This is a genomic window from Alkalihalobacillus sp. FSL W8-0930 (assembly GCA_037965595.1).
Taxonomy (GTDB): domain Bacteria; phylum Bacillota; class Bacilli; order Bacillales; family Bacillaceae_D; genus Alkalicoccobacillus.
This window is the reverse complement of record CP150183.1, coordinates 2,486,335-2,502,453: the sequence shown is the minus strand read 5'-3', so window position 1 is coordinate 2,502,453 and position 16,119 is coordinate 2,486,335. Positions and strand designations below refer to the sequence as shown.

General features: G+C 39.1%; 18 protein-coding genes. 14 read left to right on the top strand and 4 right to left on the bottom strand.

All coding sequences use genetic code 11. The features are described from left to right. Positions 1 to 116 precede the first annotated feature (116 nt). Both coaA and NSQ54_13385 read right to left on the bottom strand, forming a co-directional pair. Positions 117 to 1,070, bottom strand: a complete 954-nt coding sequence (coaA, locus tag NSQ54_13390) for a type I pantothenate kinase (GenBank protein WYP25308.1) — start codon at positions 1,068 to 1,070, stop codon at positions 117 to 119. Between the two features lie 172 nt (positions 1,071 to 1,242). Beyond that, positions 1,243 to 1,980, bottom strand: coding sequence for a GTP pyrophosphokinase family protein (locus NSQ54_13385; GenBank protein ID WYP25307.1), 738 nt, complete (start codon positions 1,978 to 1,980; stop codon positions 1,243 to 1,245). A gap of 121 nt (positions 1,981 to 2,101) precedes the next feature. On the opposite strand from NSQ54_13385, the gene NSQ54_13380 reads away from it, so the two are divergent. The 3 genes from NSQ54_13380 to NSQ54_13370 all read left to right on the top strand — a co-directional run bounded on the left by NSQ54_13380 (position 2,102) and on the right by NSQ54_13370 (position 3,951). Continuing rightward, entirely contained in the window at positions 2,102 to 2,947 is an 846-nt protein-coding gene (locus tag NSQ54_13380) for a DUF2268 domain-containing putative Zn-dependent protease (protein ID WYP25306.1), read from the top strand. 61 nt (positions 2,948 to 3,008) lie between these two features. Further along, on the top strand, positions 3,009 to 3,755 hold the full coding sequence (locus tag NSQ54_13375; protein ID WYP25305.1) for a YjbA family protein: 747 nt from the start codon (positions 3,009 to 3,011) through the stop codon (positions 3,753 to 3,755). Positions 3,756 to 3,822: 67 nt separating this feature from the next. After that, positions 3,823 to 3,951 (top strand): hypothetical protein, encoded by a 129-nt coding sequence (locus tag NSQ54_13370; GenBank protein ID WYP25304.1) that lies wholly within the window; start codon positions 3,823 to 3,825, stop codon positions 3,949 to 3,951. A gap of 75 nt (positions 3,952 to 4,026) precedes the next feature. Here the strand turns inward: NSQ54_13370 and trpS are convergent, their stop codons facing one another. Further along, on the bottom strand, positions 4,027 to 5,016 hold the full coding sequence (trpS, locus tag NSQ54_13365; protein WYP25303.1) for a tryptophan--tRNA ligase: 990 nt from the start codon (positions 5,014 to 5,016) through the stop codon (positions 4,027 to 4,029). A 146-nt stretch (positions 5,017 to 5,162) separates the two neighbouring features. On the opposite strand from trpS, the gene NSQ54_13360 reads away from it, so the two are divergent. Together NSQ54_13360 and NSQ54_13355 are read left to right on the top strand one after the other, a co-directional pair. Next, positions 5,163 to 6,323, top strand: a complete 1,161-nt coding sequence (locus NSQ54_13360) for a glycosyltransferase (GenBank protein ID WYP25302.1) — start codon at positions 5,163 to 5,165, stop codon at positions 6,321 to 6,323. Positions 6,324 to 6,501: 178 nt separating this feature from the next. After that, on the top strand, positions 6,502 to 7,014 hold the full coding sequence (locus tag NSQ54_13355) for a TlpA disulfide reductase family protein (GenBank protein ID WYP25301.1): 513 nt from the start codon (positions 6,502 to 6,504) through the stop codon (positions 7,012 to 7,014). On the opposite strand, the gene NSQ54_13350 is transcribed toward NSQ54_13355, so the two are convergent. Next, positions 7,011 to 7,547, bottom strand: a complete 537-nt coding sequence (locus tag NSQ54_13350) for an HD domain-containing protein (GenBank protein WYP25300.1) — start codon at positions 7,545 to 7,547, stop codon at positions 7,011 to 7,013. The two genes, NSQ54_13355 and NSQ54_13350, sit on opposite strands and share 4 nt — an antisense overlap. A 140-nt stretch (positions 7,548 to 7,687) precedes the next feature. Here NSQ54_13350 and NSQ54_13345 point away from each other — a divergent pair, with 140 nt between their 5' ends. From NSQ54_13345 to pepF, 9 genes are all read left to right on the top strand, one after another. Then, positions 7,688 to 8,335 (top strand): hemolysin III family protein, encoded by a 648-nt coding sequence (locus tag NSQ54_13345; protein ID WYP25299.1) that lies wholly within the window; start codon positions 7,688 to 7,690, stop codon positions 8,333 to 8,335. Positions 8,336 to 8,496: 161 nt separating this feature from the next. Beyond that, positions 8,497 to 8,727: a hypothetical protein gene (locus NSQ54_13340; GenBank protein WYP25298.1), complete on the top strand. Its 231-nt coding sequence runs from the start codon at positions 8,497 to 8,499 to the stop codon at positions 8,725 to 8,727. After that, on the top strand, positions 8,717 to 9,955 hold the full coding sequence (locus tag NSQ54_13335; protein WYP25297.1) for a putative glycoside hydrolase: 1,239 nt from the start codon (positions 8,717 to 8,719) through the stop codon (positions 9,953 to 9,955). Before NSQ54_13340 ends, NSQ54_13335 begins: the two co-directional genes overlap by 11 nt. 282 nt (positions 9,956 to 10,237) lie before the next feature. Then, complete coding sequence (locus NSQ54_13330) at positions 10,238 to 10,798, top strand: GNAT family N-acetyltransferase (protein WYP25296.1); 561 nt, start codon at positions 10,238 to 10,240, stop codon at positions 10,796 to 10,798. A 29-nt stretch (positions 10,799 to 10,827) separates the two neighbouring features. Next, the gene (locus tag NSQ54_13325) at positions 10,828 to 10,968 is read left to right on the top strand and encodes a hypothetical protein (GenBank protein WYP25295.1); all 141 of its coding nucleotides are present in this window, start codon (positions 10,828 to 10,830) and stop codon (positions 10,966 to 10,968) included. Positions 10,969 to 11,260: 292 nt separating this feature from the next. Next, entirely contained in the window at positions 11,261 to 11,656 is a 396-nt protein-coding gene (gene spxA / locus NSQ54_13320; GenBank protein ID WYP25294.1) for a transcriptional regulator SpxA, read from the top strand. A gap of 288 nt (positions 11,657 to 11,944) precedes the next feature. Next, on the top strand, positions 11,945 to 12,601 hold the full coding sequence (gene mecA / locus NSQ54_13315; GenBank protein ID WYP25293.1) for an adaptor protein MecA: 657 nt from the start codon (positions 11,945 to 11,947) through the stop codon (positions 12,599 to 12,601). Positions 12,602 to 12,934: 333 nt separating this feature from the next. Continuing rightward, complete coding sequence (locus NSQ54_13310; protein ID WYP25292.1) at positions 12,935 to 14,149, top strand: competence protein CoiA family protein; 1,215 nt, start codon at positions 12,935 to 12,937, stop codon at positions 14,147 to 14,149. A gap of 49 nt (positions 14,150 to 14,198) precedes the next feature. Next, positions 14,199 to 16,001 (top strand): oligoendopeptidase F, encoded by a 1,803-nt coding sequence (gene pepF, locus NSQ54_13305; protein WYP25291.1) that lies wholly within the window; start codon positions 14,199 to 14,201, stop codon positions 15,999 to 16,001. Positions 16,002 to 16,119: the final 118 nt, after the last annotated feature.

Genomic DNA, 16,119 nt, shown 5'->3' with positions numbered 1-16,119 from the left:
ACAAAGAGAGCGCAGAATCAACAAAGAAAGCAAGGAATCAACAAAGAGAGCTCAGAATCAACAAAGAGAATAACAAACAACTCCACATAGAAAAAGGACCCCCGGGGTCCTTTTTCTTAGCTCTTCTTCACTTGAACTTGCTCCACGCGGTGACAGGTTCCTTTTGTGAGGATCATGTCGGCACGGTAGCGAGTAGGGCGTATGTTTTTTTCGAGGTTGACGCCGTTAATGCTTTTCCAGATGGATAAGGCTACTTCCTCAGCTTCAGCTTCGCTTAAGTGGCGGTAGCGATGGAAGAAGGAGTTTGGATCTTGGAATGCTGTATGTTGAAGCACTTTAAAGCGATCAATGTACCATTTTATGATGTTTTCTTCGTCTGCGTCCACGTAGATGGAGTAGTCAAAGAAGTCAGAGACAAAGACTGGTGAGATGCGACGGTCTTTTTTGTTTACTTGAAGAACATTAATTCCTTCTACGATGACAACATCAGGTTCGTCGATAGGCTGGGATTTTTCACTTAACACGTCATACGTAAGATGAGAGTAAAGTGGGACCTCTGTGCTTTTGCGACCCGATTTAATATCAGAGAGAAAGCGAACCAGCTTCCGAATGTCGTAGCTTTCGGGGAAGCCCTTTCGTTTCATTAATCCACGTTCTTCAAGTATCTTATTTGGGTAAAGGAAACCGTCCGTTGTAACAAGTTCAACTTTTGGACGATTGGGCCAACGGCTAATAAGGGCTTGGATTAAACGTGCAGTTGTACTTTTACCGACAGATACACTGCCTGCAATACCAATGACAAAAGGAACTTTCTTTGTTTCTCTATGAAAGAAACGGTTTTGATCATTATGCAGATGAACGGCATGAGTGGTATGCATATATAATAGTTCCGATAAAGGGACATATATTTGTTCGACTTCATCGGGCGAGACGGTTTCATTAATTCCTTGTAATTGAGTTCGTTCCTCGTCTGTAAGACTCACAGAGGCTTGATACGCAAGCGAAGACCATTCGCTTCTGGTAAAACTTGTGTACGCATCTGTTGTTGTCGGTGTCGTTTTAGTTAACATACGTATCTCCTTTTAGAGAGTTCACCCTCCTGCTTGTAACGCTTTAAGGGATAAAAGAGTATCTGTTAGCAGAGTATCACTTGAAGGGAGTAGAATCAATAGAAGTCGCTTACAAAAACTGAAAAAAAAGAGCAGTCACACTGTTATAAAAGTGTGCCGCTCTCTAAATCAATTATTCATCTTTTGTTTCAAGTAGCTTCAGTAGGTCGGCAGGTAGCTCAAAGGTTTGATCTTTAATTTGAAGTTTATGATTCTCATCATAGACTTTTTTGCGTTTCTTAATCGTATCAATTTCATTATGGATTCCTTCCATTTTTCGATCGAGTGCTGCCGCTGAATCAGCTGCTTCTTTTAATTCCTGCAGAAGGTGCTTAGGTACATCAGATTCATATTTGTAATAGATCTTGTGCTCGAGGCTTGCCCAAAAATCCATCGCAATCGTACGGATTTGAACCTCCATACATACATATTCAGTACGGTCAGTCATAAAAACAGGAAGTTCCAATATTAAGTGAAGACTCTGATATCCGTTGTCTTTTGGATGCTTTATGTAATCTTTTACTTCAAGCACTCGGATATCACTTTGATTTTGAAGCATTTCAGAAAGTGTATAGATATCTGAAAGAAACGAACATGTTATGCGGATACCGGCAATATCCTTTATATGAGCTTTAATGCTCTCAAGAGAAGGCTGACAATTTTTACGAATGACCTTCTTAAAGATACTTTCAGGTGATTTGAGTCTGCATTTAATATGTTCAATTGGATTGTGTTCATGAACATATTCAAACTCCTCCTGCAATATTTTGATCTTCGTATTCATTTCATCGAGTGCAAATTTATAAGTCATCATGAATCGTGTGAGTTCTACTTTAAAAGACTGAAGGTTCTTTATATCCAAATTAGCCATTGAATGTCTCCTTAAATAAAGTCTTGTGTCTACCCTTAATTTTGAAAGGAAGCACATACGAAGTCAAGTTTATCAGTGTGGGACGTTGTCGAGAATTATGAGATGGAAGGAGGAATCAGGCTTGAGCGTAGTCCGGACGGACAAATGGATCAACTATTTTTTGCAAGATTTACAGATAAGGAATTCACAACTAAATGTGTATCAGGCTCAGAAAAAGTGGTTTGTAGACCCTTTAACGAAATGGTTTGAGGGTGACATTGCCGAACAGCTTCATCCCTTTTTAGTAGAACAAGGGTTGTTTTTAGCTTCAGAGCAAGATCTGGCGGATTTAGAGGATTTAGCTTCTAGACCAATCTGGGAAACTGTTCAGTCTCAATTTTTACAATTAAAGAAGCTATGGGGCGGACCAGATTTGCCTATTTACCTTCTCCCAGTTAATAAAGGAATAAAGGACCCTTCTAAAAAAGCAGGAATCAGTTTTCCGTTTGCTCTTTTTTTATTTGTTGGGACCCATCTGAGCGATCAAGAGATTCAATCTCTAGTTGTTCATGAATATCATCATGCTGTTAGATTGATGCATACAAATGAGACAGAGGAATCCATTACCTTACTCGAATCCATGTTTATGGAGGGGCTAGCTGAGCGTGCAGTACTTGAATATGTAGGGAGGGAGCAGCTTGCTCCATGGACTTCACTATATGATGACCAATTTGAAAAGAAGTGGGTCAAAAAATGGGTGACTCCAAATCTTGAACGAAAAGGCCGATCTGCGCACAGAAAGTATTTGTATGGAGATGCAAGATTAAAGATTCCGTCTTTACTTGGCTATTATGTTGGGTATCAGCTGGCAAAGGCCGCTCATCTAAAAAGACCTGCTTGGAAAACAACGGATTGGTTAACGTTTAAAGGGGCAGAGAGTCAGGTGTTTCTGAAAGAAGTTTTAAAGAGTATGAGTTTCGCGGAATAAACTAATGAACCCTTGCCTATACTGTGGGTACTATCGAATATGCCAGCAAGGAGGGTTTTGAATGGTCGTCATGCGTGATGTATGGATTAACTGGTTTGAAGGGGAAGAGAACGGATATAATGTGTGTGATTTTGTAGAATGGCGTCCGAGTGATCGGGTAGAGGTGCTGGACCAGGCTATATTAGTAAAGGTCACCGATTCACTCATGGATTATCTTGAAAATGACTTAGCCGAATTACCAGAAGCATTGCTACAGGAAGTGTACCAAAAAAGCTACCTACGAAAAAATATGTCAAGAATTCAACTGGATTATTGCTTTATTGCTTCAGATGGGAGACGTATTATAGCTGTTGATACCGCTGGATTTCAAACACCAATAAGAAAAAGTCGTCTAACACCTAGACAGCAACAGCTTGTTTATGAGCATTTAGAAAATGGGGAGTGGAAGGTATTTGAGCTTGAACATCCACCCCTTCAAAAAGACTATCATATTCTATCTCCATCTCCTCGGGAAATGGTTGGATTGACTCGTAAGGAAAGACAGTTAAAGCTTCTTCTTCATATGGTATTAGATGAATTGAATCAATCAGGGACAGATGCTGAGGTGAGGTACTGGTATACAGAGTGGAAGCCGGAAGCCTACGAGCAAATCCAATGCATGCAGCGACACGAAGCCTGGAATCATTTTATGAATGAAGTCTTAATCGGCTGGACAAGTCGTCATGTTGAATTGTGCGAAGCAATGATAAAAGGGCAGCCATTTTTCGAGAAGCTGTGGGAGCAAGAGCACCCTGAAAGCGTAAAATAAGCGATTTATCGTTTACTTACTTCTGAACTTCTACTATACTTAAGAAAACAATGGTGGAGGCGGTTACATGGGTGGAGAAACGATGGATGGTTTAGCTTATACAGTAATGCAAGTATTCACTGTGATTTTGTTAGTGGGTACACTCGGCCTATCTTTCTTTGTAGGCAAGGTCTGGAAAAAGAATAACGGATACTAAGCGGATGCTTTTGCATTCGTTTTTTCTTTATAAAAAAAACAAACGATCGAAAACGGATCGTTTGTTTACTAATAGTTATCTCGTACGACGGCCAAGTCCCATTGCGCGTTCTGCTTTGTGAAGCATGCGGACGGCTTGGGTATTCGCTCGTGAGGCACCGTCATCTAAGATAGAATCTAATTCATCTGACGTGATGAGCTCATGGTGTTTTTCCTGAATTGGCGTTAAAGCATTCACTACAACCTCAGCAACATCCGCTTTAAAATCACCATATCCCTTGCCTTCGTAACGTTCTTCAAGAGCAGCAATAGACTCACCCGTAATTGAAGAATAGATCGTTAACAGATTCGCAACACCTGGTTTTTGTTCTTTATCATAGCGTACCGTTCCTTCCGTATCGGTGACGGCACTCTTGATTTTTTTACGAATGGTTTGTGGTTCATCCAAAATTGAAATGTAGCTTTTAGGATTAGGGTTCGATTTACTCATTTTACTCGTTGGATCCGTTAGTGACATAATACGAGCGCCTTCTTTAGGGATTTTCACTTCTGGCACTGTAAATATATCATTGTATTTCTTATTAAATCGTTCGGCTAGATTACGTGTAAGCTCTAAATGTTGTTTTTGATCTTCTCCAACAGGTACAACGTTTGTTCCATAAAGAAGAATGTCCGCTGCCATTAGAGGAGGGTAAGTAAGAAGTGAAGCAGATACAGCTTCTTTCCCTGAAGACTTGTCTTTAAATTGAGTCATTCGCTCAAGTTCACCAATATATGAAACACATTGCATCATCCATCCTAATTGAGCATGTGCAGGCACTTCAGATTGAACAAACAAAACGGCCTTCTTAGGATCAAGCCCAACAGCAACGTATAAAGCAGCGAGACTACGAATGTTCTCTCTAAGCTTTAAACGTTCTTGCGGTTGAGTGATGGCGTGTTGATCTACGATACAAAAGTAACACTGATTATCTTCCTGCATATCGACAAAGTGTTTCATCGCTCCTAGGTAATTTCCTAATGTAACAGTTCCACTAGGTTGTATTCCAGAAAAAACGGTTTTCATTACATTCTCCTCCATTACTACGTTTGTCTCCTGTGTATCATACCATATCTACTCGTGTTCTTTCCTCTATTACAATTAAGTCCTGCATGAATAAAGAAATAGGTTGTCCATATACTTGTATTACGTCCTGAAAAAGCTTAAGGAGGTTGGTCAAGATAAAGGCACAGCCCTTAATACTTCATGCCTCAATCGGTTATGGTCATACCAAAACAGCCAATGTTCTCGCAAATGAAATCGATCGCCTCACTCATTATAAATCTGAAGTATTGGATCTATTCGATAGTCTTCCAGTGTGGCAACAAAGAATGATACGAAAAGGCTACTTTAACATGATATCTACTACACCTGTTCTGTGGGACATATGTTATCGCTATACGTCCAAGTCAAAGAAAGGGGATCGATTGTTTGAGAGTCTGGCTAGAAACCTCTTCCATTCGGTTGGGCATAAGATTCTCGAGTGTCATCGTCCTTTTATTCTTTCTACTCACGTTCTAATCACAAGATTACTTGCAACTTGGATGAAATGGTCGACCAAAAAGATTCCACTTTACCATATAAGCACTGATTTTAAGTTGCACCGTCTAGCAATCCATCCACAGGTCTCAGGATATTTTCTATCTGGATTAGAACCAGTTTCCTCACACATGGGTGTACCTTCTTCCTACCATTCATATGGCATTCCCATTGAATACTCAACGGGGCGCCTAGCAAACAAAGAGATGGTGAAAGAACGGTTAGGTCTACCAAAAGGAAAACTGATTATTATGATTGCAGGTGGGGGAGAAGGGATAGCAAGGTACGAAGAAATTATCCATGCATTTAAACATATGTCACAGGTTCATATTCTTTGTTTTACAGGCATGAATCAACGGGTTTCTCTAAAGTTGAAGCATGTTGGGGACAGCCAAAACGTAAAGGTCATTCCGTTTACAAATGAGTTTTCAACGTATGTAGGTGTCTCAGACATACTTGTCACAAAAGCGGGAGGCCTTACACTTGCACATGCAATAACTGAAACAACACCTATTGTCATCTATCAGCCCTTACCAGGACAGGAATGGGAGAATGCACTCCTTTTACATGAGAAGAAGGCTGCGATATTGGCTTTAAACAAAGTTCAGCTTCATAAAGCGATCCATACGTTATTATTCAATCAAAAAGAAAGAAGCGCATATCTTAAACAAGCTAACGTTCTTGGTAAGCCAAACGCCACAAATCATATCATTCAACAAATTATCCTTGAGACGCACGGTCACGAGCCACTTTGCGCTCACGTTGACGCAGAACCCATAGCAGAATATTTATAAGAGCGATGGGGATAAATAAATAAAGCATTCGCTCCTCTGTTTGATAGGTATAAAACATAAAAGCAATGAGGATAAGAATGGCAATAACTTGACTGATTTGAATTTTAGTCATGCGTAATCAACTCCCTTTCGTTTTCTATTATAACAAGGGTTTGTATCAGTAAAAAGGAGGAGCTATATGAACCAAAGAACATTACTTTACCTGCTTACACTATTTCTCCTTCTAACGGTCTATCCAATGTCTGCTCACCAAGCTGTGGCTGCTGAAAAGCCTTTAAATCAAATTGAAACAAAAAGTTTATCGGGACAAGCCAAAACATTAGAAGAATATAAAGGTCGAAAAGTGGTTGTTCATTTCTTTGCTACGTGGTGTCAACCGTGCCAAGAAGAGATGCCTGACGTCGTTGATTTTTCCAAAAAACTTGATCAGGAAGGAATTGGATTTGTACCAATCCATCTTACAAAAGTAGACCCTGATCTAGAGGAGCTTCTAGCATTTTTAAATCATTATCAAGCACCATTTGATCCTTGGCTTGATCAAACTGGGGAGTGGATGAACGAATATCATATTGTGGGTATTCCGACTACGATCTTTTTAGACGAGGGAGGAAAAGAAGTTCAACGAATCAATGGAATGCTTCCTCCTGACATTGCTTCTGCGTACATTAAGGCAAACAAAAAAGGCGATTAATCCTCGCCCTTTTTCTTCACATGCTTTAATTCGTCTTCGACCATTTGATCAAGTTTAGCGAGCATCTTTCTCGCTTTGTCATCATCGATCATTCGATAATGATGACCACCACTCGGCTCTTCGTCCGCTTCATCTGCAAGGTTCACGACCTTTTGTAATGGTTTAAGGTGAAGCTCACCTTTGGGTAGGTACGAATCTGTATGCAACAGGACAGCTAAAGAAATTTCTTTTGCGGCTTTAGGGTGCTCACCTAATCGAATGAGTAATTTATGTGCGCGCTCTGCGCCTTTTATCGCATGAATATCGTTTTCTTTATATAGGGAATAGTCCCACTTGCCGTTACGATACCAAGTATAATGACCAATATCATGTAAAAGCGCAGCTTTCACTGCTAAATCAGGATTTACATGGTACTCTTTAGCTAGCTTAAACGCATGATAGGCACAAGCAATAGCGTGGGCCATGCCTGATCGTTTCACGTATTTTTGTGTGATGGGGTGATCAAAGATTTGGACAAGCGTTACATCTCTCATGTAATCACTCCTTTCAAAGTTCCTTTTAAACTGGTACGATTAGTTTATCTATTATATAAACAGGATGAACCTAGTTGCAACAAAAATTCACCCTTTCCATATAATGAAGTACCCGACATTCGATAAAGGAGGATGACTGATTGGCAACTACACATGTTTTTTCAAAAGACGAAGAACTCGCTAATGCGATTACTCATGGGATTGGTGCAGTGATTAGTATTGCTTGCTTGACGTTATTAATTGTTTTTGCGAGTTTGTATGGGAACGCGTGGCACATTGTTAGCTTCTCCATCTATGGAACTTCAATGCTCCTATTATATGCATCCTCAACTCTTGTGCACAGTTTTCCGCCCGGTAAAGCCAAGGACCTCTTTGAGATTCTTGATCATTCAGCGATCTATCTTTTTATCGCAGGTACCTATACACCTATTTTGTTTATCGTTGTTCAAGGAGCCTTAGGGTGGACGTTGTTTGGAATCGTTTGGGGTATTGCGACGCTTGGTATTGTATTCAAGATTTTCTTCGTAAAAAAATTCTTAGTGATTTCAACAATCTTCTATCTACTTATGGGATGGATGGCGCTGTTTGCTATCAAACCAATCGTTTTAACACTACCAATTCAAGGAACCCTATTCTTAGTTGGTGGAGGTATTTTGTACAGCTTAGGAACCATCTTCTATATATGGAGAGGATTTAAATTTCATCATGCAGTTTGGCATTTATTTGTGCTAGGTGGGACGGTGCTTCACTTCTTTTTAGTGATTATGTACATTTTACCTATCCAGTGAAGAGTCTGATTAAAAAATCAGGCTCTTTTTCAAATTTTGGCATGTTTTTTTCAAAAACGGGTATTGTAGAGATTAAATACGTAAAATTATCGATTTTTCCGGTATGTGTAGTCGAAGAATGTCTAAAAACGATATACTCTCCGTGGAGGTTGAGGTTACGTATGTACATATCATTATCGGAATTGGCCGAATACTTAGATCTTCCGCTTGCATACATCAAAGGACAGGTTGCAGCAGGAAACATCAAAGCATTACATAATGGGGAAGAATATGTAGTAAGCAAGAAACAGTTTGAGTGGTACAAAGAACAGATTGATTTGAAAAGAAAGGCAATGGAACAAGAAATGAACGAACCGATCCCAGAGGATTGGGATGCAAAGGATGAGGATTAATCTAGAAACGAAGGGTTGTGGCAAGATGTGGAAGCAAGCAGTATCCGTTTTTGCAATGGGACTTGCTGTTGTGGGAATAAGCCACACGGCGCATGCTGAAGACGAGTCAGGGAATGGAGCAAAAGAACTTGCTCAAAAGGTAACTGAACTGAAAAGCTACAATTTGCCTGATCGATTGGCACGCTTTGTACACTCATCAAATAGGCAATTTAGTTATCCAGAGGATGGAGTAAAAGGAATTTATGTTACGGGTAATTCAGCTGGTGGGGAACGATTCAATACGCTTGTAGACATGGTAAATGATACAGAATTAAATTCTATGGTTATTGACATTAAAGAAGATAATGGACATCTTACATACCGTCCGGACGAAGATTCTCCCTTCTATGATATCGCACATAATTACATAAGTGATCCTGAAAAAATGTTTGACGTATTAGAAGAAAATAACATATATCCAATTGCACGTGTTGTTGTGTTTAAGGATTCCGTTTTGGCAGAAGAGAAACCGGAATGGTCGTTTAAAGAAAACGGAAAGGTTTGGAAGAACGGGCGTGGTGAAGCTTTTGTTAATCCATTCCTTGAAGAAGTCTGGGAATATAACGTTGATATTGCTGAAGAGGCTGCAAAAATGGGTTTCCAAGAAATTCAGTTTGACTATGTTCGCTTCCCAGAGGGATTTGAGAAACGCGATGAGGATCTTGAATATTCAACTGGTAAATACGAAGGTGGAGATGGAGATAACATTCACCGCCGTGTTAACGCGGTCAATGACTTTGTTGCATATGCAAAAGAAGAGTTAAGCGCATATGATGTGGATGTATCGGTTGATATTTTTGGATATGCAGCGACTGTAGAGTATGCACCTGGAATCGGACAAAGCTTCTTGGGCATTTCTGATAACGTTGACGTTATTTCTTCTATGATTTATCCGAGTCATTGGACCTCATACTTTGGAATTGATAAGCCAGACCTTTACCCATATGAAATGTCAAAAGAGTACGCTAAAGTTGAAAATGAGCTTCTTTCCGAGCTTGAAGACGGACCAGTCTCTAGACCGTGGCTTCAAGACTTTACGGCAAGCTACTTACCATCTGGAGAATGGCAAACATATGGTAAAGAGCAGGTTGAAGATCAAATTCGAGGTCTAAAAGAAGAAGGAATTACTGAATTTCTTCTATGGAATGCTGGGAACACCTATTCACAAGGCGTAAATTATTCTCCTTAAGAAGCTTGAATCAAGTGAACAATAAAGCGAGAGACCGAAACATAACTAAAGATTAATTGAAAAAGGGCGAATGATTCATCGACTGAATCATTCGCCATTTTTGTTTTTATTATAAGAGTAGTGCCTATCTTCCATGTCGGTGGTTTATATTTATTTTAATGTTATATCCTAGCCTCTTTTGTGATTATAAAAAAGATAGCGTTTACTCTTTTTGAAAAAAAGGAATATAGTAATGCCCATACGTTAAAAGTAATGAAGAATAAAGGAAGGAATGAGTCTACAATGAGCTGGTATGAAAAACTTAGTAAGTATTTTCCGGTTGAAGAGATGAAGTCAAAAGAACATATGGAACTGCTGTTAAAAGAAAAAGCAGATATTTACCATAAAGATGAAAGCGAAAACCATGTTATTATGTATGTAGAAACAGATGACTTTGTTTTTGTTGATTACTTGTTCGTATCTAAGGATGCACGTGGTCAAGGGTTAGGAAAGCAATTACTCGATAAGCTTAAGCGTAAGAATAAACCCATTATTTTAGAAGTTGAACCGGTTGATTATGAAGATACAGATACTGTGAAAAGGAATCGATTTTATTCTAGGGAAGGGTTTACTCATGCCCAGTCTGTAGGGTACCGTAAGAAGTCATTAGCAACGAACACAGTGAATGAGCTTGAGATCTTGTACTGGTCACCCACAGATGAAACAGAGCATAGTATTTATGAGAAAATGAAACACACGTACGAAAACATCCATACGTATAAAGACCAAGATCTGTACGGAGAATCTTACGATGCAGTGGATCAGGCTGTTACGTACAATAAGGATGAAAAAGCAGTAGATTAAAGGCAACTCGGCAAAAGGTGGTGTGCCAATTGAAGAATAAAGAAAAAGCAAAGCATCAAAAGAAAAAGCGGGAAATGTTAAAAGACCTTTTAAAGAAGAATGTAGATAATTGGAAAAGGTCACCGTTAAAACAAACAACTCCTCAATCATATCGTAAAATTATTGCTTAAATGTCTGCCATTATGGTGGACTTTTTTTGAATTGAGTAACAACTTGTAAAAGAGTTATGAAACATTTTTGTTTAAAAAGATTTTTAGTATACTATGTTTAAGCTAAAGTATTACGGGGAATGTACATCACTAGTTACATATTAAACGATCGACTTTTAATGTAGAGGTTTTGTATAACTTTTTTGTAACTACTATGTACTTTCAACCGTACTTTCTGTATAATAAGTAGTGTGAAACAGACGTTCTCATTTTTAGTCAAAAGATTGATTCCTTGAAGGGAGAGGTTGGTAAGATGGTCACATTGTTAACTTCACCAAGCTGTACATCTTGTCGTAAAGCAAAAGCATGGTTAGAGGAGCATGACATTCCGTTTGAGGAACGTAATATTTTTTCTTCACCGCTTTCAGTGGACGAGGTTAAAGAAGTGATTCGAATGACTGAGGATGGAACAGATGAGATCATTTCAACTCGTTCCAAAGTTTTTCAAGAGCTTAATGTTGAGGTTGAAAACCTTTCATTACAAACTCTTTTTACAATTATTAGTGAAAATCCAGGTCTATTACGTCGACCAATTATTTTCGATGAAAAGCGTCTTCAAGTGGGTTATAACGAAGCTGAGATTCGTCGCTTCTTACCTAGAAAAGTTCGTACATTCCAATTACAAGAAGCGCAGCGACTTGTTAATTAACAATAAACCTTCTACAGTCATGTGTAGAAGGTTTTATTTATAAGCACGGATACTTGACAGTAAGTATTCAATAAAGGAAAATAAGGAATTACAAAAGGGTTCATATCATAAAAAGGAATTTAGAAAAATCTGATTTTATCATTCCTTTTTACTTTGAACTATCATAAAATAGAAGAAAGTTACGATCCCTTTTATTACGAGGTTAACCGTTCTATACAAAGGGTAAAGTGTAACTATACCATTCAAGCAGAGATCTTGCTTAGAGTAAATGATCGGAGGAGAGCGATTATGGATATCGAACGCGTGAATGACACAACCATTAAATTTTTTATTACGTATAAAGATATAGAGTCAAGAGGTTTTGAACGAGACGAAATTTGGTACAATCGTGAGCGTGGAGAAGAGCTCTTCTTTGAAATGATGAATGAAGCGAATAATCGTGATGATTTTGAATTAGATGGCCCATTATGGATCCAGGTTCATGCAATGGACCGTGGTCTTGAAATCTTAGTAACAAGAGGACAAGTAACGGACGGCAGCATGAAGCTTGACGTACCTGATTGGCAGGACAAACATGCTCTTGCTAATGGAGACAGTGAAACAGATAATGGAGCTGAGCTTCTTGATCAGGATGAATCGATTCACGAGCCATTAGAGCTTATGATTGGGTTTAAAGACTTTGAAGACTTAATTGATTTGAGCCATAGCTTTTTAGAGGCGGATCTGGATAATAGATTATTCCATTTTGAGGGTCATTATTATTTACACATCGTATTTGATGATGAACAATATACTGAAGATGAACAAGATAATATGCTAAGCCACATCCTGGAATATGGATTTGAATCAGACATCACCGTTCATCGTGTAGGAGAGTATGGAAAGTCAATTATTGATGAGTCCGCACTTGAGACACTACGACAGCAGTTTTCCCCAAGAGCCTAAATAAATCGAGCTTGAGACATAACCAAAAATCAATACACAAACGGCGAATGATTCAATTGCAGAATCATTCGCCGTTTCTGCTTTTTATTATAACGAGCGGAGGGAGAACCCGAGACTCCTACGGAACAGAACGCAGTGAAGACAATGTAGCGGCGTTTTTCCGCGCAAGGGGCTGAGGCCGTTCCCGACGGGTGCGAGGAATTCTCTTGTAGCGGATTAGTTGCTATATTCATGTTTAGCTCACGACATTCGTGTTATCTCCCAGTTTTTTTGTATTATTTAAAAGGATTGCTGAACTTTTTGTCGAACATAACGTAGCATGGAGGTGTTTCTATGCTAACTGCTGTCCTTGAAGATGGGACAAAAATTTCAATGGCCGACAAATGGTTTGAAAAGGAACTTAAAGATTTAAGATCTAAGAAACATTTTGCGTGTCCCGCATGCGATGCCAGGGTTACGTTAAAGCTTGGCACGAAACGCCAATGGCATTTCGCTCACTACAAACATACCACGTGTAGACTCTCGCTTGAACCAGAATCTCCATATCACTTAAGCGGCAAGCTACAATTATACAACTGGTTAGTGAAACAAAAAATCCCCGTTTCATTAGAAGTATATTTACCGCTTATCCAACAACGTCCCGATTTACTTTGTAAAGTAGGTAATCAATTGATTGCGATTGAATATCAATGTTCTTCCTTATCAGAGGAACGCTTCCTTGAACGTACACAAGGGTATCAGCAAATAGGTATTACGCCAATTTGGATCATTGGTGGTAATAGGCTTCGGCGTAAGCAAGGAGATGTGTTTCAGATCTTAGGATTTGAATGGCTGACGGCTAGAAAAGATCGCATGGAACAGATGAACATCAATTACTACTGTCCTGAATCCTCACAGTGGATTTTATTAAAACAAATTCGATCATTCTCAACCACCCGAGCCTTGGCGCAGCTAAGCTGCAAAAAAAATGCCTCTTTCTCATTGGACACCATTCTTCATCCCTCTATCATTCCAACACTTAATCCAAAGTCTTGGCTTCGGTTAAAAAAAGCCTGGCGTTACCCTCCTGTACATCCTTATCAGTCAAAAGAACGTCGAATGTATCAAAAGTGGCTATACCATCACAACATAAGCCCAAGTCAATTTCCTGCTGAAGCTGGTTGGTTTCTTCCTGTTCAACATTTCATCGAAACATCTCCTCACATTTGGCAAACGATTATACTTGTTTCAAGTATCTTGCCTCTCACTGTAAACCAAAGCATTTCACTATCTAAAATAAAAAATAATCTTACCCCCTTTATGTACAACCGAATCCTTACCTTTCGTACACACCCATTTAATAGCGACTCAGATTTGCTTAAACAAATGATCCTAGAATACATGTGTCTATTAAAATTATTTGGTGTTTATGAAGAGAAAGGGGACACGGTATTTATCCTTAAAAGAGGCATTACTCTTCCTTTAACCCCAAATCAAGCCAATCAATTCGATACAAATCTATCGAAAATAAGTCAAAATACTCCCAATTTCCATCAAATTCAGAGATAATAGAGGGTGAAGCTCTATACTCAGAGCTAGTTTATTGGAGGTGTATTTATTGACTAAGAACGTTTTAGAGAGAAACGAAGTACCAGTGGCTGATACATGGGATCTGGAATCGATTTTTAGTAGCGACGAAAAGTGGGAGCAAGTCGCACAGCAATTTAAGGGAGACGTTTCTGAAATGGACGAATTCCGTGGAAAGCTAAGTGAGTCTTCGGACATTTTATTTCAAGCATTAAGCAAACAGCTAGAGCTTGAAGAACAGCTTGGTAAATTATTTGCGTATGCTCATATGAGACATGATCAAGATACTGGGAATTCATATTACTCTGCCCTGCAGGATCAAGCATATGGTTTAATGTCGCTTCTTGAACAAAAGGCTGCATTTGTTACACCAGAGCTTTTGGCAATGGAACCAAAGGTACTTGATACTCTTGTTTCAGAAAAGAAAGAGTTACAAGCATTTGCTCATATGTTTGATCAACTTAAAAAACAGAGAGACCATATTCTATCTGAGAAGGAAGAGGAGCTTTTAGCAAGAGCGAAAGAAGCGCTCCTAGCTTCAAGTCAGGCATTTGGTGCCCTAAATAATGCTGATTTGGAGTTCCCGACTATTAAGGGAGAGGACGGCAAAGAGGTACAGATTACGCATGGTCGTTTTGTCTCACTCCTGCAAAGCAAGAATCGAGATGTTCGTAAAGCAGCGTTTGAGGCTGTATATGCTACGTATGAATCATATAAAAATACGTTTGCAGCCACGTTAAGTGGACAAGTAAAAGGCGATATTTTTCATGCTCAATCAAGAAAATATAATAGTGCCAGGGAAGCTGCGTTATCTGAAACACATATACCATTACGTGTTTACGATCAACTTGTTGAGACTGTAGAAGATCACCTGCCATTACTTCACCGTTACGTTCGCTTGAGAAAAAAATGTTTAGGTGTGGAAGAACTACATATGTATGATCTTTATACGCCAATTGTTCAGGATGTAGAGTTCAGCGTGACATATGAGGAAGCCAAGCAGAAGGTTATCGAAGCAGTAGCCCCTTTAGGCGAAGAGTATGTTAATCGATTAAAAAAAGGCTTTGAAGAAAGATGGGTAGATGTTCAGGAGAATAAGGGAAAGCGAAGCGGTGCGTATTCATCTGGATCGTATGGTACAAAACCATTTATTTTAATGAACTGGCAGGATGATGTTGATAATCTGTTCACATTAGCTCATGAGTTTGGGCATAGCTTACACAGTGACTATACAAGAAGCACACAGCCATATGTGTATGGTGACTACACGATTTTCGTAGCGGAAGTAGCTTCCACATTAAACGAAGCCTTACTACATCATCATTTTATTGAAACACTTGATGACAAAGAAAAGAAACTTTATATCCTGAATTATTTCTTAGAAGGGTTCAGAGGTACTGTATTCCGTCAAACCATGTTTGCTGAATTTGAGAAGCTTATTCATGAAAAAGTAGAAGCAGGTGGATCATTAACGGCGGATGAACTGACACGCTCGTACTATGATTTGAACGTAAAGTATTACGGTCAGGACATGGTTATCGATAAAGAGATTGGATATGAATGGGCAAGAATTCCTCACTTCTACTACAATTTTTATGTGTTCCAATACGCAACCGGATATAGTGCAGCAGCAGCATTATCTAAACAGATACTTGAGGAAGGTCAACCAGCTGTTGACAGATTTCTATCATTCTTAAAAACAGGAAGCTCTGAATACCCTATTGATATGTTGAAAAAGGCAGGGGTAGATATGACAACAGCTGATCCAATCAAACAGGCAATGGAATTATTTGAGCAAACTCTTGATCAGATGGAAGAATTACTAGAAGACTAAGAGCGAAATCCTTTAAACCGATTTGCCTTCACAGAAGGATAGAGTAAAAAGAGAATGGAAAGAAAGAATAGGACGCCTCCGATCAAAACGGGGAAAACATTCATCAATCCGAGCAAGT